This is a genomic window from Agrobacterium sp. DSM 25558 (assembly GCF_900100825.1).
Classification (GTDB): Bacteria; Pseudomonadota; Alphaproteobacteria; order Rhizobiales; family Rhizobiaceae; genus Agrobacterium.
The window spans coordinates 1-21,704 of sequence record NZ_FMUD01000046.1 but is presented as its reverse complement, the minus strand read 5'-3'; the positions used below and the strand labels follow the sequence as shown (position 1 = coordinate 21,704).

17 protein-coding genes and 1 pseudogene are annotated in these 21,704 nt (G+C 56.7%); 7 read left to right on the top strand and 11 right to left on the bottom strand.

Going from position 1 to position 21,704, the window contains the following annotated elements; all coding sequences use genetic code 11:
• Window positions 1-49: 49 nt before the first annotated feature.
• The 3 genes from DSM25558_RS25135 to DSM25558_RS25125 form a co-directional block, all read right to left on the bottom strand.
• Window positions 50-865 carry an oxidoreductase gene (locus tag DSM25558_RS25135; RefSeq protein WP_077107370.1) on the bottom strand — a complete coding sequence of 272 codons (816 nt, stop codon included), beginning with the start codon at window positions 863-865 and terminating at the stop codon, window positions 50-52.
• Window positions 866-940: 75 nt separating this feature from the next.
• Complete coding sequence (locus DSM25558_RS25130) at window positions 941-1,714, bottom strand: SDR family NAD(P)-dependent oxidoreductase (RefSeq protein WP_077107369.1); 774 nt, start codon at window positions 1,712-1,714, stop codon at window positions 941-943.
• Between the two features lie 73 nt (window positions 1,715-1,787).
• Complete coding sequence (locus DSM25558_RS25125) at window positions 1,788-2,084, bottom strand: YciI family protein (RefSeq protein ID WP_077107368.1); 297 nt, start codon at window positions 2,082-2,084, stop codon at window positions 1,788-1,790.
• 122 nt (window positions 2,085-2,206) lie between these two features.
• On the opposite strand from DSM25558_RS25125, the gene DSM25558_RS25120 reads away from it, so the two are divergent.
• A complete protein-coding gene (locus DSM25558_RS25120; protein ID WP_077107367.1) occupies window positions 2,207-2,644 on the top strand; it encodes a winged helix-turn-helix transcriptional regulator in 438 nt (145 codons plus the stop codon).
• Between the two features lie 153 nt (window positions 2,645-2,797).
• Here DSM25558_RS25120 and DSM25558_RS25115 read toward each other — a convergent pair whose 3' ends face one another.
• Window positions 2,798-5,914 carry an efflux RND transporter permease subunit gene (locus tag DSM25558_RS25115; RefSeq protein ID WP_077107366.1) on the bottom strand — a complete coding sequence of 1,039 codons (3,117 nt, stop codon included), beginning with the start codon at window positions 5,912-5,914 and terminating at the stop codon, window positions 2,798-2,800.
• The gene (locus DSM25558_RS25110; protein WP_077107365.1) at window positions 5,914-7,026 is read right to left on the bottom strand and encodes an efflux RND transporter periplasmic adaptor subunit; all 1,113 of its coding nucleotides are present in this window, start codon (window positions 7,024-7,026) and stop codon (window positions 5,914-5,916) included. Before DSM25558_RS25110 ends, DSM25558_RS25115 begins: the two co-directional genes overlap by 1 nt.
• A 98-nt stretch (window positions 7,027-7,124) precedes the next feature.
• Here DSM25558_RS25110 and DSM25558_RS25105 point away from each other — a divergent pair, with 98 nt between their 5' ends.
• Window positions 7,125-7,712 (top strand): TetR/AcrR family transcriptional regulator, encoded by a 588-nt coding sequence (locus DSM25558_RS25105; RefSeq protein WP_077107364.1) that lies wholly within the window; start codon window positions 7,125-7,127, stop codon window positions 7,710-7,712.
• Window positions 7,713-8,033: 321 nt separating this feature from the next.
• Here DSM25558_RS25105 and DSM25558_RS25100 read toward each other — a convergent pair whose 3' ends face one another.
• The 4 genes and pseudogenes from DSM25558_RS25100 to DSM25558_RS25085 form a co-directional block, all read right to left on the bottom strand.
• On the bottom strand, window positions 8,034-9,050 hold the full coding sequence (locus tag DSM25558_RS25100) for an NADP-dependent oxidoreductase (protein WP_077107363.1): 1,017 nt from the start codon (window positions 9,048-9,050) through the stop codon (window positions 8,034-8,036).
• A gap of 124 nt (window positions 9,051-9,174) precedes the next feature.
• Window positions 9,175-9,999 (bottom strand): oxidoreductase, encoded by an 825-nt coding sequence (locus tag DSM25558_RS25095; RefSeq protein ID WP_077107362.1) that lies wholly within the window; start codon window positions 9,997-9,999, stop codon window positions 9,175-9,177.
• 114 nt (window positions 10,000-10,113) lie between these two features.
• Window positions 10,114-11,208 (bottom strand): annotated as a pseudogene (locus tag DSM25558_RS25090) (alkene reductase).
• 55 nt (window positions 11,209-11,263) lie between these two features.
• Window positions 11,264-12,052 (bottom strand): SDR family NAD(P)-dependent oxidoreductase, encoded by a 789-nt coding sequence (locus DSM25558_RS25085; RefSeq protein ID WP_103586476.1) that lies wholly within the window; start codon window positions 12,050-12,052, stop codon window positions 11,264-11,266.
• A 111-nt stretch (window positions 12,053-12,163) separates the two neighbouring features.
• Between DSM25558_RS25085 and DSM25558_RS25080 the strand changes: the two genes are divergently transcribed.
• Entirely contained in the window at window positions 12,164-12,712 is a 549-nt protein-coding gene (locus tag DSM25558_RS25080; RefSeq protein WP_077107360.1) for a TetR/AcrR family transcriptional regulator, read from the top strand.
• A 308-nt stretch (window positions 12,713-13,020) separates the two neighbouring features.
• Here DSM25558_RS25080 and DSM25558_RS25075 read toward each other — a convergent pair whose 3' ends face one another.
• Complete coding sequence (locus DSM25558_RS25075) at window positions 13,021-13,638, bottom strand: TetR/AcrR family transcriptional regulator (protein WP_077107359.1); 618 nt, start codon at window positions 13,636-13,638, stop codon at window positions 13,021-13,023.
• Between the two features lie 108 nt (window positions 13,639-13,746).
• On the opposite strand from DSM25558_RS25075, the gene DSM25558_RS25070 reads away from it, so the two are divergent.
• The 4 genes from DSM25558_RS25070 (at window position 13,747) to DSM25558_RS25055 (ending at window position 20,167) form a co-directional block, all read left to right on the top strand.
• Entirely contained in the window at window positions 13,747-14,820 is a 1,074-nt protein-coding gene (locus DSM25558_RS25070; protein ID WP_077107358.1) for an efflux RND transporter periplasmic adaptor subunit, read from the top strand.
• Entirely contained in the window at window positions 14,817-15,899 is a 1,083-nt protein-coding gene (locus DSM25558_RS25065) for an efflux RND transporter periplasmic adaptor subunit (RefSeq protein ID WP_077107357.1), read from the top strand. Before DSM25558_RS25070 ends, DSM25558_RS25065 begins: the two co-directional genes overlap by 4 nt.
• Window positions 15,896-18,970 carry an efflux RND transporter permease subunit gene (locus tag DSM25558_RS25060; protein WP_077107356.1) on the top strand — a complete coding sequence of 1,025 codons (3,075 nt, stop codon included), beginning with the start codon at window positions 15,896-15,898 and terminating at the stop codon, window positions 18,968-18,970. Before DSM25558_RS25065 ends, DSM25558_RS25060 begins: the two co-directional genes overlap by 4 nt.
• A gap of 144 nt (window positions 18,971-19,114) precedes the next feature.
• On the top strand, window positions 19,115-20,167 hold the full coding sequence (locus DSM25558_RS25055; RefSeq protein WP_244554307.1) for an alpha/beta hydrolase: 1,053 nt from the start codon (window positions 19,115-19,117) through the stop codon (window positions 20,165-20,167).
• 129 nt (window positions 20,168-20,296) lie between these two features.
• Here DSM25558_RS25055 and DSM25558_RS25050 read toward each other — a convergent pair whose 3' ends face one another.
• Entirely contained in the window at window positions 20,297-21,466 is a 1,170-nt protein-coding gene (locus tag DSM25558_RS25050; RefSeq protein ID WP_077107354.1) for a fumarylacetoacetate hydrolase family protein, read from the bottom strand.
• Window positions 21,467-21,704 lie beyond the last annotated feature (238 nt).

Below are 21,704 nucleotides of genomic sequence, written 5' to 3'. Positions count from 1 at the left end.
CGTAAAGAAAGCGTCCTTTTTTTGGGAGACGCTTCTCAAAACAACGCTGTCAGGCAGGTAGTTTCATCTGCTTGCGCAGACTTTTGTCAAACGCACTTGCTGGCACGAAACGGCGCAGGAAATGCAGTTGGCGAGCGGCTTTCGTGGCGGGGTACCGCAGCTTCGGCGACTTGGCTGTCGCCGCTTTCACAACCGCTTCTGCAACAAGCTCCGGCGCATCGCCTGCCTTGATGGCGCTGTTCCATAAGGCTTCAATCGTTTTGCGCCCCTGATCGTAAACACTTGTCATGCGGTCGGGCCGTGTCGCGTTATGGTCCAGGGCTGTGTTTGTGAACGCAGGCTCCACGAGAAGCACCCGGATACCAAGTGATCTGACTTCATGGTCGAGAGATTCCGAATAGCCTTCGACGGCGTGTTTGGTGGCTGCGTAAAGCGCGCTGAACGGACTTGGGATAAAGCCAACAACCGAGCTGATATTAATGATGCGCCCGCTGCGCTGCTGGCGCATGATGGGCAGCACCTCGTTGGTGACCCGGATGATACCAAAAACGTTGAGGTCGAAAAGCGCCTGCGCCTGCTCGACCGACGACTCCTCGGCTCCGCCGATCAAAGCACCACCGGCGTTGTTCACAAACACGTCGATGCGACCCGCCTGATTGACGACTTCCGCGACCATGCTGGCAACCGACGCGCTGTCGGTCACGTCACATTCGAGCATGGTGATGCCTGCTGATGACCCCGCCCTTGCTTTCCGGCTGGTGCCAAAGACCCGATACCCTGCCAACAGAAGGGCTTTGGCAGTAGCAAGGCCGATGCCTGATGCCGCCCCTGATACGACTGCTACGCTGCGATTATTTGTATCCATTTCGATAACTTCCATTTGCTGACGAGGCAGTTGAGTGGGTGAGTGCCGCTGGACGGACCAGACGCGGATAATACTTTATTTTCGGTATCGAGTGGCTGGTTCGGAATTGCTGAAGCCTGCGGCCAGAACACCTCGTGCCTGCTCGAATGCTTCCCATGCTGCGACATCCGGCACAGGCGGGATCGTTACGAGTTCCTTGCGGTCGAAACCGATCAGCGCGGCATCGACGAGGTCTTCAACTTCCATGACGTTTGGAACGCGGCTGATGTCGCCTCCGGCCCGTTCGAATATCTCCGTGCGCGTTGCGGCTGGCAGAACAGCCTGCACATATATACCCTTGGAAGAGACTTCGGCGGCAAGGCTCTGTGACATCGTCAGCACATAGGACTTCGTCGCCGCGTAGATTCCATGGGAGTGCTCCGGTAGAAGTGCCAGTACCGACGCAATGTTTACGATCGATCCACTGCCACGCTCCACCATTCCTGCGATAGCGGCGGATGTGAGCAAGGTCGGAGCCAGAACATTCAGCCGCAGCAGCTTGTCCATCGCGGCGGGATCGGCTGACGTGAAGCCTCCGAGCATCCCTGCCCCGGCATTGTTGACGAGGATGTCGATATGCGGAGCAGCCCTGAGGCGCGTCATGACATTATCGAGTTGGTTTTCGTCCGTCAGGTCCGCCGTAATGGTTTCGACAGCGACACCATGTTCCTGCTGAAGCTCAGTACCGAGCGCCTCCAGTCGATCGGTGGCGCGGGCAACCAGAATGAGATCGTGGCCACGAGCAGCAAGGCGACGTGCGTAGACCGTGCCGATGCCGCTGGAAGTGCCAGTGATGAGTGCGATGGTCATGAGGGTTCCTTCAGGCGGTCCCTGGACTGCCAGTTGTTGATAGATGCAAGATGAAGTGGCGAGATTTACAGCATTAGCCGCGGGACTTTAGGTGGAGCATTGGATGGTGCTCGTAGTGGCCGACACCGTTCTGCACGATCGGGTCTTTGGATGTCAGCGTGTCGATCTCTTCGTCATCGGCGATCTGATAGAGCGAAACACCGTAGCCGCCCGCAGGATCCATGACAGGTCCATGGGCCACGATCTTTCCGTCGCCTAAGAGCTTGTCGAGATATGCGCCGTGTTGTCCCATCCAGTTCTTCTCGTCCGCACTCATTGTGGCCAGGAAATCGGCGCGCGGGGGTATGTATTTGCAGAGGTAGTATTTCATGATCGGGTCCTGATTGAATGGAAATAGGTTGCTTCTAAATTCCTTGAAATTTGCGCTGGAATGTCGATGACCGATGGGATACTATTAATTTGATATTATGTCACTATTAAAATGAGACTGACGTGAAAAATCTTGCAGACCAACCCTGCCTTATCGCTCGAAGCCTCGCCCTGGTCGGCGACGCGTGGAGTATGTTGATCCTCCGCGATGCCCATGCAGGATCGACACGCTTTGAGGAATTCCGCAAAAATCTGGGCATCGCGCCAACGATGCTGACGACAAGGCTTACCGCTCTGGCCGAAGAAGGAATTCTTGAGAAGCGACGATACTCCGAACGCCCGCCAAGAGACGAATATCAGCTCACGGCGTCGGGCCGCGACTTTTTGCCAGTCCTCTTCGCTCTTGGAGCATGGGGCGGAAAACATCGTGGCGGGGGCGCGTATACGAGGTTCTACGATGAAGAAACGGGCGAGGAAATCGATCCAGTGACCATAGACCAAAGAACGGGTGCACCCATTGGATCGCGCCCTATCAAGATCGTCATGCCGACCTTAAACTAACAAGACGTAGTTGCAGAACGGCGTTGTTTCCCGGTTTTATGGTTGCCACACCACGAGCCTCTGACCATCGACCGAGCGATGGCCGCTTCTGGATGCTGCCAACTTCTGGCAGCATCCGTTAAATGGCGGGTTATTTTCGCTGGATCGGTTAGCCTACTCCGCCGCCATAGCATGCCCATGGCCCGGCTCCCGCTGAATATCAGTCTGCAGAAAAGCTTCAGCTTTCGGGGGCTTAATGCGGAACCAAACGGCGTAGAGCGCTGGCAGGAAAAGCAGGATCATCGCTGTCCCCGCCGCCGTTCCACCGATCAGCGTATAAGCCATAGATCCCCAGAACACCGAATGGGTCAAAGGAATGAATGCCAGGATCGCCGCAAGCGCCGTCAGGATCACAGGTCGTGTTCGCTGCACTGTTGCTTCGATAACGGCGTGATAGTCATCGAGCCCCGCCGCCTGGTTTTCCTTGATCTGCTCCGTCAGGATCAACGTGTTGCGCATGAGGATACCCGCCAGTCCAATCAGTCCGAGAATCGCGTTGAAGCCGAACGGCTGATTGAACAGAAGCAAGGTTGGGACCACTCCGGCGAGACCGAGAGGTGCCGTCAACACCACCATCGTCATCGTTGACAAGCTTCGAACCTGCAAGATGATGACAATCAATGTGGCCGCGATCATAAGCGGGAAGACTTGAACCAGCGCCGTGTTGGCCTTGAGCGACTCTTCGATGTTGCCGCCCATCTCGATCCGGTATCCGACAGGAAGCGAAGCGATCAGCGGCTGTAGGGCCTTCATCACCTGTTGAGACACTTCCGGAGGCTGGGTCGCCTCGCTGATATCGGACCTGATCGTGATGACCGGTGTCCGGTCGCGACGCTTCAGTATCGGTTCCTCGAACCGGATCTCGGAGTGCCCGAGTTGATCCAGCGGAACCTGACGGCCGTCCCTGCTCATCAGTGAGAAGTCCGCCAGGCGTGATGGGTCGAGGCGATTTTCACCTGCGCTGCGCGCCACGACTGGTACGTTGCGAATGTTATCGCGCACCTGTGTCACCGGGATGCCGCTCAGCAGCAACTGCATCTGCTGTGCTGCCTCCGAAGGCGACAGGCCTATCAGATTGAGCCGCTCCTGATCGGACACGAACCGCAGGACAGGGGTTCGGTTGCCCCAATCCCTGTTTGCCTGACGGACATCGGGAACGGTTTTCATGATGGCTAAAGCCTGTTCGGAGATCTTGTAAAGCTCATCCTGATCAGGTCCCATAATGCGGAACTCGACCGGGAACGGTGTGTAAGGACCGAACACAAGCTGGGTCACGCGCACCGACGCCTCGGGAACCAGACCTTCCGATATGGCGGCACGAAGACGGTGCTTCAAATCTTCTCGTGCATGAGCATCTGGTGTGAGTACGACGACCTTGGCGAAAGCGGGATCCGGCAATTCCGGTGACATGGCGAAGAAGAACCTTGGAGCACCCTGACCCACATAGCTGGTAACGATATTGGTCTCGGGCTGCGTTTGCAGCCAGTCCTCGACCTTCTTGACCGCAGATGTCGTCGCTTCGATGCTCGTTCCCTCCGGCATGCGCACCTCGACAAGCACCTCCGGCCGATCCGATGTCGGGAAGAATTGCTGCTTTACGCCACCCATTCCGACAACAGAGACAGCCATTGTGATGCCAACGATTGCGCAGGTCATGAACTTGTGGCGAACCGCGAACGCGATTGTTGATCGCAGGCGTCGGTAGTTCGGTGTATTATAGATGGCCTCATGGCCGCCCTCGACAGGCCTGATGTCCGGCAGCATCTTGACGCCGAGGTAAGGTGTGAAGGTCACGGCGACCAGCCATGAAACAATGAGGGCAAAACCCACGACCCAGAAGATGTTTCCGGCGTATTCGCCAGCCGCCGATTTCGCGAAACCAACGGGCATCAATCCGATGATCGTGACGAGTGTACCAGATAGCATAGGGGCTGCGGTATGGCTCCAAGCATAGGCGGCGGCCTTGATGCGGTCCATGCCTTCTTCCATTTTCACGACCATGACTTCGATGGCGATGATGGCATCGTCAACCAGAAGTCCGAGCGCCAGGATCAGTGCTCCGAGTGTTATGCGGTCGAAAAACCGCCCGGTTTCCAACATGATGAGAAAAACGACGGCAAGAGTGAGCGGCACGGCCAGCGCGACGACGATCCCGACACGCCAGCCCAATGCGACCAGGCTTACGAACAGGACCACGCCAAGTGCCATTGCGAACTTGAGCATGAACTCGCCAACGGCCTCATCAATATTGACCGCCTGATCGCTGACTTTGGTGAGCGTCATACCCAGCGGCAGCGTCTGCGCGATCGCCGCCGATCGTGCTTCAAGCGCCTTGCCGAGATCGAGCCCGTTCCATCCCGCCTGCATCACAGCACCCAGCATGATCGTCGGCTCGCCCTCATGGCGAATGATATAGGTCGCTGGATCTTGATAGCCGCGCCCCACCTCCGCCAGATCGGACAGCTTGAGTGTCCTTCCACCGACCGCAATCGGCGTGTCGGCTATTGCCTGCTCACTGTTATAAGCACCGTCGAACCTTATGAAGACTTGCGGCCCTTTCGTGTCGATCGACCCTGCAGGCGTGACGGTGTTTTGTCTCTGCAAAGCTGTGGCAATATCCAGAGCGGAGATGCCGAGCGTAGCGAGCTTCGCGAAGGAGAACTCGAGGAAGATCTGCTCGGGGCGTTCACCGACGATGTTGATTTTCTTGATACCGGGGACGTGAAGCAGATCCTGACGGATGACCTCCGCCTGCCGCACCAGGTCTCGCATCGGCATGCCCTTTGCTTTCAGGGCGTAGAGACCGAAGGTAACGTCGGAATATTCATCATTGACAAACGGGCCCATCACGCCCGGAGGCAGGTTTCGGGCTTCATCGCCAAGCTTCTTACGTGCCTGATAGAACTCCTCTCCAACGGCAGACGCGGGCGTATTGTCTTTCAGCGTGACTGTAAGAAATGCATAACCAGGTCGAGTTGTCGTTTCGACGCGGTCGTACCATGTCAGTTCCTGGATGCGCTTTTCGAGAGGTTCGGCCACGAGATCCTGCATCTCGCGGGCGGTTGCACCCGGCCAGACCGATGTAACCGTCAGAGTCTTTATGGTGAAGGAGGGATCCTCGGCGCGTCCCAGCTTTATAAAGGCGTAGACGCCCGCAGCAGCCAGCAGCACGATGAAGAAAAGAGTGACAGCGCGTTCGCGAACGGCGATGGCGGAAAGGTTGAAGCTCATTACTCGGCCCCTTCCTGCTGTGCGGCGACCCTGACGATCGCGCCATTCTCAAGAAGGTGAGCGCCCAGTGCAACGACGTGCTGGCCAACTTCGATGCCAGTGACAAAGGCGTTCTCTTCGCCAATTCTCTTTACGGTAATCGGCGCGAATTTCACCGACGATGAAGTACCGTCGATCACCCACAAGCCTGTGCGGCTGCCGTCATCAAGAATAGCACCGACCGGGACAGAGACTTCCGACTGCCGGTCGACGTCTTGAATTCTGATTGTGACGGTCGAACCAAGAGGGGCCGAGGCGGCATCACCATCGAGGACATAGCGGGCCTCGTAGGTTCTGGTTTGCGGGTCTGCGGCATCGGAGATCTGTCTCAGTCGCGCGTTTCCACTGAGCCCGTTGCTGCCATAGACACTGGCCTGGGCTTCAGACCCAACCTCGGGGCGTAGTGTCTCAGGCAACCAAACCACCGCTTCACGGGGACCTGCCTTTGCTAATCGCACCACCGTCTGGCCCGCCGCCACCACCTGTCCTGGATCGCCAAGAGTTTCAACGACCGTTCCGTCCGAGTCAGCCAGAAGAGTGGTGTAGCGTGTTGCGTTTTCAGCAACCTCCGCCTCCGCTTGCGCGGCGGCGAGCTGCGCCGTTGCCGTATCCAGAGCCGCCTTTGCCTGCTCGTATCTCTGGGGCGTAGCGGCAAGGCCATTTTTCACCAGCGCCGCATAGCGTTTTTCATCAGCCTGTGCCTGGATCAGGACAGCACGTGCTGCGGTGACCGCATTTCGTCTGGCTGTGAGCGCTAGTTGCAGGTCAGCTTCGTCGACCCTCATCAACGGCTGTCCAATATTCACCCGCTGGCCAACATCAACCATGCGCTCGACTATCTTGCCTGGAACTCGAAAGCCGAGGTTGCTTTGCACCCTTGAAGCGACTGTTCCAGTAAATGAACGCTCTAACGCATGCGTTTTCGTTGCCTGCGCGGCACGTACCAGTGGTGACGCGGTTCTTGGATCTGCAACTACCGCCGTCTGCGCAGATGTTTGCGACATCACTACAAAGGCACCAGCGCCTGCTGCGACTACGAGGCCGAATAGGATCAGGACATGTTTGCGTTTCATTTTCAGTTCTCTTCTTGACGAGCGATACAAACAAAATAGATTGCGACCTAACTCTATTTATATTATAGATGTCAATCGAAATCTAATTGGAGATGGTCATGAGAGTGAGCCGAGCGCAGGCAGAGGAGAACCGGGATAGGGTTATCGATGTCGCAAGCCGTCTGTTTCGAGAGCATGGCTTCGATGGCATAGGGCTGAAGGACCTGATGAAAGGTGCTGGTCTCACCCAGGGCGCTTTCTACAAACAGTTCGCTTCCAAGGACGACCTCGCGGCACTGGCATCGGCGAGAGCCATGGAGAGCGCCACAATGAGATGGTCCGAAGCCGCCGCAAACAGCTCGGATCCGCTCGAAGCTGTCATGGACTTCTACCTGTCGACCGAACACCGGGGAGAAAAGACAGAAGGTTGTCCTTTGGTCGCTTTGGGATCGGACGCAGCTCGCCAGAACGCAGAGGTCAAGCAACCATTCGAGGACGGGATTCTCGCCCATTTCGATGTGCTGGAAAACCTGGTAGGCGGAGCCGGTGACCCGGAAGCCAGCGACAAGGCTATGGCGATCCTTTCCCTCATGGTGGGTGCGGTCACGCTGTCACGTCTTACGCAAGATGAGACCCTGTCTCAGGGCGTCTTGAAGTCAGCGGCTGGCGAAGTCCGGCGTATCGCAGGTCGGGCTAATACGCCCTGAAAAGCGGCCCAAACCTGAGATCCGTTGGGAGTGCCGCCATACGGCACCCCAAAAAGGTGCATTTGGCGATGTCTAACCATATGCGGCGCTAAGCCGATTTCTTCTTCTTTCGGCGGCGGGTTCCCGCGTCATTCCAGGTTCGCCTAGGTCACAGCGAGATATACCGTTCCGTGAAGTACAGCCAAAGCGCGAGCCGCGTATCTGTTCCTTGTCACGGAGGGGTTGTTCCGAATGTTCGAAGAAGACGGCCGCAAGGAGAACATACGCTCCTCTTCGCAAGTGCCATAGAAGCGGACATTCCGCTTTGAAAAGAGCTGCCTGTTAGCGGCACGATGATTGTGAAACGGCAACGACAACCTTCCCTTTCGCGCGTCCGGTCTCGACATGGGCCACGGCCTCCGCCGTCTGCGCAAAGGAAAACACCTTGTCCACAACAGGACGGATGGCACCAACGTCGATCAGCTTGGCGATCTCCTGCAGTTGCTCACCTTCCGCCCGCATGAATAAGAAGGAATAGTCGACGCCCCGGCTCTTTGCCTTTTTCAGAATTCCTCTGCTAAGCATCCGCATCACAAGGCGCAGGATGAGGTTAAGCCGCAGGGATTTTGCGAAGGCGACGTCCGGCGGTCCGGAGATCGAGATCAGTTTACCGCCGGGCCTCAGTACATTCACCGACTTTGCTACCGCTTTGGCATCCTGGCTGTTCAGCACGAGATCATATCCCGAGAGCACCTGTTCGAAATCCTGTTTTTTGTAGTCGATGACCACATCCACGCCGAGGCTTTTGACAAGCTCGACATTTGCGGCACTGGTGGTGGTTGCCACGCTGGCACCAAGATGTTTGGCAAGTTGGATGGCGAATGTGCCGACACCGCCAGACCCAGCCTGGATAAACGCCTTTTGACCGGGCTTGACCTTGCCCACCTCAACCAGCGCCTGCCACGCGGTTAATCCGACCAACGGGATCGAGGCAGCCTGCACCATGGAGAGGCTTTTCGGCTTCAGCGCCAGGTCTGCTGCGTCAACCGCTATCATTTCTGCGAAGGTGCCAGCCCTGTGATCCCGCGGACGGCCATAGACTTCGTCGCCTGCCTTGAACTGTTGGACATTGGCGCCGGCGCGGAGGACCGTGCCAGCCAGATCATGACCGAGGATGAAGGGCGGGCGATAGGGCAGGAACTGCTTGAATTCGCCGTCACGCAGCTTGGAATCGAGAAGGTTGATGGCTGCAGCCTCGATGCGAACCAGCACGTCATTGGCACCGATTTCAGGATCCGGCATGTCCGCAAGACGCAGGGGGTAATTCCTCTTGTATTTGTCGACGACGAAGGCTTTCACGGGTTTTCTCCGGTGTGAGACGATTATCGGGTCAGACCGCCGGGAAAGCCAGAGCTTTCAGCACGAACTCGGCATGGTAACGCAAGATCGCACCTTGGCGGGCGTCGTCAAAGATCATCAAATCTCAGGCTATGTTGAATTGCTTGCGCAAGATACGATCAAACACCGCACGCGGAAGAAAACGCCGAGCGAATGAAGTCTCTCGGGCAGCCTTGCCCGAGGGGTAGCGCAAGCGCGGCGTCTTAGTCTGTGCTGCGGTAAGAATGGTCGTGGCGACATCGTCTGCCGTGTCGCCGGCTGCCATGGCGGCATTGAACGCCGCTTGATATCGGGCGAATGTCTGACCATAGGCCGCAACAGGACGGTCGCCACGCGGCGAGTTGGCTTCGATGGACGTCTTCGTCGCCCATGGCTCAATGACGGCGACCCGAATGCCAAAAGGCCGCACTTCGTGATCGAGAGATTCGGAATAGCCCTCGATCGCATGCTTGCTCGCCGTATAATAGGCGCCGAAGGGACCAGGAATAAGCCCCACGACCGAGCCAATGTTCAGTATCCGCCCAAAACCCTGTTGACGCATGATCGGAAGAACTGCATTCGTCACCCGCACCACGCCCAGAAAATTTGTATCGAACAGCGCATGAACCTGCTCGATCGAGCTTTCTTCCGCAGCACCTGATATGGCGTATCCGGCATTGTTGACCAGGAGGTCGATTTGGCCGAGTTCTGCAAGTGCCAGCGACGCCGCGGCGGCAACGGAAGCGTCGGAGGTCACATCGCACGCGATCATGCGTATTCCGTCGCGGACCTCGTCGGGTGACGCCTTGCGGCTGGTGCCAATCACCCTGTAACCCGCGCGGTTGAGCGCCAATGCCGCCGCTTTGCCAATGCCGCTTGAGGCGCCGGTTACAAATGCAGTCTTCTGTCCTTTTGATGCAGAGGTCGCCATTGGCTTTCTTCTCGATTTGGTGCGCGACATCCGGACGCGCAGCCTTGGGAGTTGTCAGGGAATTGATGGTGATCGACATGAGAGGGGCCGCGCCGAAGTATGGCCCCTGATGGCTCAACGACCGGAGGTCTTAGTAAAGCGCGGATAGTCGGTGTAACCCGCAGCTCCACCGCCATAGAGCGTGGCCGGATTGATCTCAGCCAAGGGCGCCCCGCTTTGCAGTCGCTCCACGAGATCGGGATTGGCGATGAAGGGGCGTCCGAAGGCAATGAGATCCGCACTGCCATCGGCCAGATGCGACGTCGCAAGCTTAAGATCAAAGCCATTGTTGGCGATGTAGATTTTGCTGAAGCGGCGGCGCAGCGACCCGTAATCGAAGGGCGCGACGTCGCGCGGGCCGCCGGTCGCACCTTCTACGACATGAATGTAGGCGATGCCGAGAGCATCGAGTTTATCAACGATGTAATCGTATTGCGTCTGGGGATCGCTACAGGAAATGCCGTTGGCGGGCGAGACCGGCGAAATGCGAATGCCTACGCGCTCCGCGCCGATCTCCTTCGCCACTGCGGCGGTGACTTCGAGCATGAGACGCGCGCGGTTTTCCACTGAGCCGCCATAGGCATCCGTTCGAACATTGGCACCGTCTTTTGCGAACTGCTCGAGCAGATAGCCATTGGCCCCGTGAACTTCAACACCGTCGAAACCGGCCTCGATGGCATTGGCTGCCGCCTTGCGGAAGTCGTTGACGATACCGGCTAGCTCATCAATCTCCAGGGCGCGTGGCTCGGACACATCGACGAAGCCATTGTTGACAAAGGTCTTGGTCGCAGCACGAATGGCCGAGGGCGCAACAGGCAGGCCGCCATTGGGCTGCAGGTCGACATGGCTGACGCGACCAACATGCCAGAGCTGCAGGAGGATGCGTCCACCCTATGCGTGCACAGCGGTCGTCACCTTGCGCCAGCCGTCGATCTGGTCCTTCGTATAGATGCCGGGCGTGTCCTGATAACCCTGGCCCTGCTGAGAAATCTGGGTGGCCTCGGAAATAATCAGCCCTGCAGACGCGCGCTGGGCGTAATATTCGGCTGTCAAGTCGCAGGGCACGAAGCCCGCGCCGGCACGATTGCGGGTGAGTGGTGCCATGACGATACGGTTTGCAAGCGTGATTGCGCCTAGACTGGAGGGTTCGAAGAGCGTGTTTTTTGTCATGATATCACTTTGATATTTCTTCTGGATCGGCGTGGGTTCATCGAGTTCTGAAAGCTCACACCGGCGTGCGATAGCGTTCGGCAGGAAGCGCATTGGCGAGATTGCCGAGCATGGCTTTGCGCGCGCCATCGAAGGCGTCCCACTGGCCGATCTCGTGCAGCGGCGGGATGGTCACCAGTTCGCGGCGGTCGAAACCGACAAGGGCTGCATCGACCAGATCACCCACTTCCATGACATGGTTCATGGCATTGACGTCGGCGCCGACGTGATCCCAGATTTCGGTCCGGGTCGTGGCGGGAAGCACCGCCTGAATGTAAACACCCTTCGGTCCGAGCTCTTGCGCAAGTCCCTGTGACAGGAAAAGGACGAAAGCCTTTGTCGCACCGTAGACGGTCATGCCGAATTCCGGGGCGAGGCCGACGACCGAACCGATATTGACGATCGCGCCTTCCCCTGCCTTGGCAAGACGGGGAGCAATAGCGCTGGAAAGCCTGACGAGCGCGATCGCGTTGAGCGCAACGAGCTTGGTCATGTCATCGACGCTCTGGTCGACGAAGCTTCCACCGATCGCCGTTCCGGCATTGTTGACGAGAATACCGATGCGCGCATCGTCGCGCAGTTGGGTCTCAACCTTTGCAAGATCCGCCGTCTGGGTGAGATCGGCCGGGAGGATGTCGACTGTCACGCCGGTTTCCTGGCGCAGGCGGCTTGCAAGCGTTTCCATGCGCACACCGTCTCGGGCGACCAGCACGAGATCATGGCCGCGGCGTGCGAACCGTTCAGCATAGGTGGCACCGATACCAGTGGATGCACCGGTAATCAGGACTGCGGAAATTTGGCTCATTGAATTGCTCTTTTCTCTGATTGAACCTATATTCATGATCATCATCATGATTGGATTTAAATATGATCGCCATCATGTAAATGTCAACAGGCGTTGCGGAGAATTTTGAAAATGAAGGTCAGCCGAGAACAGATGGCAGAAAACCGTCGCAGGATTCTGGACGTCGCGAGCCGGTTGTTTAAAGACAAGGGGTTCGATGCGGTCAGTGTGGCCGAAGTCATGCAGGCAGCCGGACTAACACATGGCGGCTTTTACGGACACTTCACATCAAAAGACGATCTTGTGGCCCAGACGCTTGCACAGGCGCTAGCATCTGACAGTGTCGGAGACGGCGAGTTCAACAGTTTCGTACGTTCTTACCTCGCACCTCGTCATCGGGATAATCCCGGCAACGGCTGCCCGACAGCAGGCCTCGCTGCCGCTATTCGTCACCAGACGCCTGCCGCAAAAGCCGTCATGACAGAAGGGCTGCGCACCCAGATCGCGCGCATTGAGCAGGCGTTGCCGGAGCAAGGTGCAGCCGAAAAGCGACGTGCGGCGATAGGAAGCTGGGCCGCAATGGTGGGAGCCGTCATCCTCGCCCGTGCTGTCGATGATCCCGAATTGTCGGACGAGGTTCTCGAGCAGACCCGCACATGGATCGACACCCGTGTCGGCTGAGGCGTCAGAGAGCGCACAATCTGCGCATTCAATCCGGTAGAGGCCAAAGCTCACCACAACGAGGAACGATCTCCCTGGAAACATCTGGTCTGCCGCAACCCAACGTTACCCCTTCGATCGCAACACTCAGGCACGAAAATTATGGATTAGAGAACCATGAGGCAAACGTGCGCTTCAAGGAAACAAGCGAACCCCACGTGTTGGATGAGATAAAAGCGCATGGAAAAGGATCTTTCGCCCCCTACGATGTCTACATCTCGCAGCCTGACAAAAACCGATAACGAGGTCGTCGGAAGCTTGAGTGAGCTTTACGCCCTATCACGCACCAAACTTCCCATCACCAGATCGACATGTGACTCGACATACTCGTTGAGATGAAGATCGTGACGGCCGCCGCGGATCAGTATTTCGACGGCCATGGCCATGATGGGGGAAAAGAGGATGCGGGCGGATGCGCGGGAGCCTCCTGAGAACTCTCCGACGTCAACGCCTTCATCGAGGATCGTTTGCATTTGCACGAGCAACGGCTCAAAAAGTTCCTCTCGGTGCCTGTCTATGACATGAGGAAAGCGCTTTCCTTCCGATATGACGAAGCGCAACAACTCGGTGAGCCTTCGCTCTTCCAGCATGCCATCATAAAAAAGCAGAATCATCCCTCTTAGGCGATCTGCGCAGCTTCCTTTGAGCTGATTGATATCGGCAAGGATATCTTCGAAGGGTGTTGCAATGTGGCGGATCATTGCTGCGAAAAGTTCTTCCTTCGTCGAGAAGTAGACGTAGACAGTCCCTTTGGTCACCCCGACCCTCTCGGCAATGTCCTCAACCCGCGCAGACGTAAAGCCATGTTCGACAAACTCTTCAAACGCGGCTTCCAAAATCTGCGTCGGTCGAAGTGCCTTTTGCTCGGCGCGTGTCAGCCGTTTCATAATAACCCTTAACCATTTGCATTGCGACCGTTCGACTCGCAAACAATTTCATTGACTGTCTGGTAAGTCAAATGTATCAGTTAATCATGATGGTTCAAGAGGCAATTTATGAGACGCTACGCAATAATCGCCTTTTTGGCGGCAACACTGCCAGGTTTGTCCGCCTGCGCGCCTGAAAAAGAAGCGCAGGAGAAACCTCTGCGACATGTAGAGGTGACCCGAGTTAAGACCCTTGAAATAGCAGATACAATCTCGACAACCGGCGAGATCAGTGCTCGTGTGCAGTCCGACCTGTCGTTCCGTGTCAGCGGTCAGATTGTCGAACGCCTCGTGGACGTCGGCCAGCATGTGTCAGATGGTCAGGTTCTGGCGCGCATAGACCCACAGGAACAAAAGGCCGATCTTCAAGTGGCATTGGCCACCCTTCAATCGGCGCAGGCCCAGCAGACCCAAGCCCAGCAGGCGTTCGACCGCCAGCAAAGCCTCTTCAACACAGGCGTTACCACCAGAGCAGCGCTAGATCAGGCACAGGAAACGCTGCTTACGGGCCAGGGCACCGTTCAATCGGCTCAGGCGCAGGTGGATACTGCTCGCGACGCGTTGGAGCAGACAGAACTGAAGGCCGATGCCGATGGCATCATTACTGTGCGAAGTGCGGAGGTCGGCCAGGTCGCTCAGGCCGCTCAACTCATATTCACGCTCGCCCACGACGGACCACGCGACGCCGTCATCAACGCTGATGAGACCACTCTCCTTGGGGGCGAAATCCAGAATGATGTCGTCGTCAGGATGATCTCAGGCGGAGAGCCGATAAAAGCGACGATAAGGGAGGTTTCACCGACGATCGATACCACCACCGGTACGATCCGCGTGAAGCTAGCACTGGATCCAGCGGCAGATGTTCGGCTCGGAAGTGTCGTTGTCGCAACGGCTCACTACAAGCCGGTCAGCACGATTCAGCTACCTTGGTCCGCGATGGCTTCGTCATCTGGTCAGCCTTCCGTTTGGATCATTGACCCCAAAAGCAACGCCGTATCCTTGCGCAAAATCGAAGTCGGCACCTATGTGAACGAGCATTTTTCGGTTCGATCGGGTCTGTCCGAGGGAGAAACTGTGGTCACTGATGGCACCAAGTTTCTGTCCATCGGCGAAATCGTGGCATACGAAGGAGCCGCACAATGAAATCCCCCCAAATTGCCCTTGCGTTATTGCTGACGACAACATTCCTCATGTCTTGCAAGAAGGAAGACGAAACGGTCGAAAAACCGAGACCCGTTCTTTCCGTTGTTGTAGAACCCGCCCCACAGGCGACACTTACCCTGCCCGGCACCGTCAATGCACGTTTAGAGACCCAATTCGGCTTTCGTATTCTTGGTCGTATCGTCGCTCGGAATGTACAGGTAGGCGACGTCGTCAAAAAGGGTGATGTCCTTGCCACGATAGATCCCCTCTCCCTGGAACTTGCCGTCAGAAGCTCGCAATCCGACCTTGCGAACGCCCAAGCCCAACTTGCAAACGCCGTGACCAACGAGAAGCGACAGCAAACGTTGTTCGAACGGCAGTCGGCGGCGAAAGCAACCTTTGAAACCGCGCAACAGGAGCGCGCGACGGCTGAAGCCAACGTGAACAAGGCGCAAGCCAATCTCGACAAGGCGAACGAACAGGTAGGCTACACCCGGCTCATCACCGAATTCGACGGCGTCGTCACAAGCACCTCTGCAGAGGTTGGCCAGGTCGTTTCTGCAGGGCAGAGCGTGGTAACCGTGGCACGACCCGACGAGCGTGATGCCGTCATCGACGTGCCTGAAGCTGCCGGTGCCTTGCTAAAGTCGGGTGCCGCATTCGATGTATCACTTCAGTTGGACCCGACGATCAAGGCCAAAGGCCTCGTTCGTGAAATCGCTCCCGAAGCGGACGATGCAACGCGCTCCAGACGGACGAAGCTGGCACTCCAGAACCCGCCTGAAGCGTTGCGACTGGGTTCGGTCATCACTGCAAGCGCGACAGTGGATGAGCATCCCGTTATCAGGTTACCGTCATCAGCCATCAGGCGTGATGGTTCAAAAGCTTTCGTGTGGGTCGTCGATAACAAAGCGGGCAAGGTTTCGTCTCGTGAGGTAACCCCGCAGGCGGGCTCGGTCCCTGGTGGGACAATCGTTATCTCCTCGGGGATCAATGCTGGCGACCGCATCGTGGTCGCAGGCGTCAACCAACTCAAAGACGGCCAGGCCGTTCGTGTCGAGCAGGAGAATGCCCAGTGAAATCGTTCAATCTTTCCGACTGGGCGCTCGATCACCGTTCGCTCGTCTGGTACTTCATGATCATCTTCATCATCGCAGGCACGTTCTCGTACCTGAATCTGGGCCGTGAAGAAGATCCGGACTTCACGATCAAGACGATGATCATCAATGCGCAATGGCCCGGTGCCTCCGCGGAAGAGGTGACGAAACAGGTCACCGACAGGATCGAAAAAAAGCTCCAGGAACTCGACGCTCTGGACTACACCCGCAGCGAGACCAAGGCGGGCCAGACGACGATCTATGTCGAACTTCTTGCAACCACCAAGGCCAAGGACGTCACCGGTAACTGGATCCGGGTCCGCAACATGGTGAACGACATCAAGGGGGACCTGCCGAGCGGGGTCCTCGGGCCAACCTTCAACGATACGTTCGGTGACGTTTACGGCAATATCTACGCGTTCACCTCGGATGGACTGTCCCAACGGCAGCTACGTGATCTCGTAGAAGACGCGCGCGAAAAGCTGCTGACCGTTCCAAACGCGGGTAAAATCGATGTCGTGGGTGAGCAGGATGAAGTCATTTATCTGGAGTTCTCGACCCGCAAGATCGCCGCGCTCGGCATTGATCGTCAATCGATCATCGATACCCTCCAAGCGCAAAACGCCGTGACACAGTCAGGCTTTGTCGATGCTGGCCCGGAACGTATCGCGCTGAGGGTTGGCGGTGCATTCCTGTCTGAGGAAAGCCTGAAGACGATCAATCTTCGCGTCAACGACCGCTATTTCCCTTTGACGGACATCGCCACCATCAAGCGCGGTTATGTCGATCCTCCCTCCTCTCTTTTCCGCTTCAAGGGTCAGCCTGCGATTGGACTGGCTATCGGCATGACACCGGGTGCAAACCTGCTGACGTTCGGCGAAAATCTGGATGCCGAAATGAAACGCGTCGTGGCCGATCTTCCCATCGGCGTCACCGTAGAGCGTGTGTCCGATCAGCCGGCGGTGGTCGAGGAGGCAGTGTCCGGCTTTACGACTGCACTGTTCGAAGCCATCGTCATCGTCCTGGCAATTAGCTTCATCAGCTTGGGCGTGCGCGCAGGCCTGGTGGTTGCGATCTCTATCCCGCTTGTTCTCGCCATAACGTTTGTTGTGATGGAATATACCGGCATCTCGCTTCAGCGCATTTCGCTTGGCGCGCTTATCATCGCCCTCGGGCTTCTGGTGGACGACGCAATGATCGCGGTCGAAATGATGGTATCTCGGCTTGAGGTGGGCGATAATCTGCGAAAAGCTGCCACCTATGTCTATACGTCCACTGCATTTCCGATGCTGACAGGCACGCTCGTCACGGTGGCAGGCTTTATTCCGATTGGCCTCAACAGCAGCGCTGCTGGCGAATTCACTTTCACACTCTTCGTTGTCATTGCTGTATCGCTCGTGGTGTCATGGATTGTCGCGGTGGTCTTTACGCCGCTGCTTGGCGTCGTCATCTTGCCGAAAACCATGAAGTCGCACCATGACAAGAAGGGGCGCGTTGCAAGCGCATTTGCTTGGTTACTTCGCCTGGCGATGCGGTGGCGCTGGATAACGATCGGGGCAACGGTCGCCGTTTTCGCCCTCTCTATCGGCGGGCTTGGCTTGGTCCAGCAGCAGTTTTTTCCAGCCTCCGACCGTGTTGAACTGGTGATTGACTGGAGCCTGCCGCAAAACAGTACCCTGGCCGAAACGAACAGGCAGATGGCTCAGTTCGAAAAGGAAAAACTCGTCGGTAATGGCGATATAGATCACTGGTCAACCTATGTCGGTGAAGGGGCGCCTCGCTTCATCCTGTCTTACGATGTGCAGAGCCCGTCGGCATGGTTTGGCCAGATTGTTATCGTTGCGAAGGATCTGGAGGCCAGAAACCGCCTCAGAGGTGATCTTCAGGCTTACCTCGCCAAGACATTTCCCGGCACCGACGCGTTTGTAAAGCTTCTGGATATCGGACCGCCGGTTGGGAAGCCCGTACAGTACCGTCTCAGCGGACCGGATGTACAAAAGGTCCGCCAACTTGCGCAGCAATTCGGCACCATCGTCAATGCCAATCCGCTTTTGTCCAACATGGCTTATGACTGGAACGAACCCACACGCGTCGTAAAGGTTGATGTTCTGCAGGATAAGGCCCGACAACTGGGAGTTTCCTCGCAGGATATTGCGACGGTTCTCAACGACGTCGTCGAGGGAACTTCGGCAACTCAGGTCAGAGATGACATTTATCTGATTGATGTTGTCGGCCGAGCCGAAGATGTGGAGCGTGGCTCGATAGAAACGCTGAGGAACCTGCAGTTGGCTGGCTCGAACGGAAAGTCCGTTCCTCTTTCTGCCGTCGCGAAATTTCGCTATGAACTCGAGCAGCCCATGATTGGCCGCAGAGACCGCATGCCAACAATCACGCTGAAGGCAGCCGTCATCGGACCCACGCAGCCAGCGACGATCGTTGAACAGTTGAAGCCAGCAGTCGAAAAGTTCTCCGCTTCTCTTCCAGCCGGTTACAAGGTGGAAAATGGCGGCTCGGTTGAATCGAGTGGAGAGGCTCAAGGACCAATCGCGGCCGTGTTCCCGATGATGCTTCTGGCAATGGCAACGATCCTTATGTTCCAGTTGCAGAATTTCAGTCGATTGTTTCTGGTCTTCGCTGTCGCCCCGCTGGCACTCATTGGCGTCGTTGCGGCGCTCTTGCTCAGCAACGCGCCCATGGGGTTTGTCGCCATTCTCGGCATTCTAGCACTGATCGGCATTCTGATCAGAAACTCCGTCATTCTTATCGTGCAGATCGAGCATCTCAGAGAAGAAGGCGTCAGTCCCTGGCGTGCGGTCATCGAAGCAACGGAGCACCGCATGCGGCCAATCATGTTGACGGCTGCGGCAGCAACACTTGCATTGATTCCCATCTCGCGCGAAATTTTCTGGGGACCCATGGCCTACGCGATGATGGGTGGGATTGTCGTGGGAACGGTTCTTACGCTTCTATTCCTGCCTGCACTCTATGTTGCCTGGTTCCGAATTCCACGCGAAGACGAAACCGAGGCGACGCAGAAGCCTGCGGCTGTTTGAATTCAACGAGGGCGCGTTAGCGCCCTCCTCCCTTTGGTCCTTCTTTGAAGCGAAGCATTTATGTTTCTTTTTCCATCAAGCGATTATCGCTGCTCGCCCGCTGTATTAGCGATTGTCGCCACAGTGTTGATATTGTCCGGATGTGTGTCTCGCCCGACAACAGAGGTTCTGCAACCCGTCGTTTTAAAGACAGACCCAGGCCAAAAAGTCAGCATCCTCTCTGTTACAAACCGCGACCGCCAAAGCAAAGACAACTCCTTTGGCAATCGTTGGGCATCAGACGTCCATTATGATCGCTTCGTTTTCTCAATCCCGCCAGAGAGAAAAGGCGCGGCAATTACCTACCCCTCGAGCAAGCCGGATGCCAAGCGGCAGTTCATCGTTACGAACCGCGAGACGCTGTCACGTGATCAACTTGTAATGGACGCCACCGCATCGTCAAAGTTCGATGGCACGGTCTCCGTGTTCGTGCATGGCTACAATTACTCCTATCAGGAAGCATTGTTCCGAACCGCGCAGATGTCAGCCGATGCCGTCTCCATGAGCCCCCCAATCATGTTTTCCTGGCCGTCCTCGGCAAGCGTAACAGGTTACGTCGCAGACAAGGATGCAGTTTTATATTCCCGCACCGAGCTAGATGCCCTTCTTAAAGCGCTTGCGAATACACCAAGGATAAAGAGGATTGTTCTGTTCGGGCACAGCATGGGCGGCTTTCTCTCCATGGAAGTCGCAAGACAACTCAAGCTTCAGGGCCACGACGACGTTCTCGCAAAGCTCCAGATCGTCCTCGCCGCCCCCGATATTGATGTCGATGTCTTCAAATCGCAGCTCAAGGACATAGGCCGCATTCCAAACCCGGTGACGTTGCTGGTGTCGAAATCGGACAATGCGCTGAGCATTTCGAGTTTTGTCGGAGGCGAGCGACCACGCATCGGGCTTCTCGATATCAATGACCCGGTCATTCAACAAACCGCCAAAGCCGAACATCTGACGGTGATCGACATTTCCTCCCTGCAATCCTCGGACGGCCTCGGCCACGACCGTTATGCCTCGCTCGCCCGTTTTGCAGGGGATATCGACAAGGCCGATGCACGGATGCGCAGCAACGGTGGAAACATAGGTGCTTTCGTGTTCGATGCCGCAGGCGCTGCCGTGGCGAGCCCCTTCAAACTCGCCGGGCAGATAGCACGCCAATGATGCGAACGTCGGAGACTGAAGCGTTCGAACAACATTGCATCCGGCTGCTCCGAACCAGAACAGAAATTTTAATCGCCAGATAAGCCCTGAAATGTGCGAGCATCACTCTCGTCATGCTGGCCGCTTGGTTCACATCCGATCTAAGAGACCGCGACCAGCCAGATTGCGAATGAGCGCCCCGACGCCAAAAGTCCATTGTGGGCAAACATCGGTGCGCTCAACCCAATTCACCAGCCGGCCGAGTTTAGCGGTGGAGATTTCCACGCGATCGCCGACCTCATGGGTAAAGCCTTCGCCGGCACCGCGGCGGTCTTTCACAGGCGCAAACATCGTGCCCAAAAACAGAACCGCTCCATCGGGGTACTGGTGGCTGCGGTTCATGAGTTGCGCGGCAAGGCTTTCAGGTGAACGGCTGATTGCCTCCATCGGGCTTTCACCCGTCATTTTAAATCCATCCTCGCCATGCACTTCAAGACCGACACGGACGCGGCGCAGGTCTTCCATTGAGAAGCTGTCATCGAATAATCGTATGAAGGGACCAATCGAGCAGGAGGCGTTATTGTCCTTTGCCTTTCCTAGCAACAGGGCGGAGCGTCCCTCGACATCGCGCAAGTTCACGTCATTGCCGAGGGTGGCACCGACGATCGTGCCATCGGATCTTAGCACGAGGACGACTTCAGGCTCTGGATTATTCCATTGCGAAATCGGGTGAATGCCGACCAGATCGCCGCAACCGACAGAAGACATGGGCTGGGACTTGGTGAAGATTTCAGCATCCGGCCCGATGCCGACCTCGAGATATTGAGACCATAGCCCCATATCCTGAAGCAGCTTTTTAACAGCCGCTGCCTGTTCCGAACCGGCCACCAGCCCACGCAGGCTATCACCAAGAACCGGCGCAAGCTTGACGCGGATATCCTGGGCGCGGCGCGGATCGCCCTTCGCCTGCTCCTCGATGACACGTTCCAACATGCTGTCTGCAAACGTCACACCGGCGGCCTTGATGGCCTGAAGATCGATAGGCGCTAGAATTTTACCGGCTTCGCCAGAGAGGAAGCCTTGCAGGTCACCGAGATCTGTCAGATCACGGGGTTGGCGCAGATGGTCTACGAGGTTTTCCGTTTCCATTAGACCGGACATCGTAGCAGCGATGCTGGTCGAATCCAGAACGCGATCACCAGAAATCAGCACGGGGCACGGCCCGCCCTTTGCGTTCGACCAGACGCGCCCGACCAAAAGAGCATTGGCGGCATCCTCCGGCAAGATGGACTCTGCGCGCAGCACACGTTCGGATTTCAAAGTTAGTCCTCCACATTGTCAGGTAAAACCGCGCCCTCCAGCGAAGCTTTTACCATTGCCAGGATGTCTGACAATTCTCCCTGATCATGTCTATTAGGGCTTACTCGTCATGTCCAGCGTTCGACAATCCAGTTATGCATTTTCGAGCGGCAGAAATGATGGTGCTTCATGCTCGAAGACGGATTTTTCACTTGGCGACCGATACTTTCTAATATATTGTTCATTAATAGAAATATAT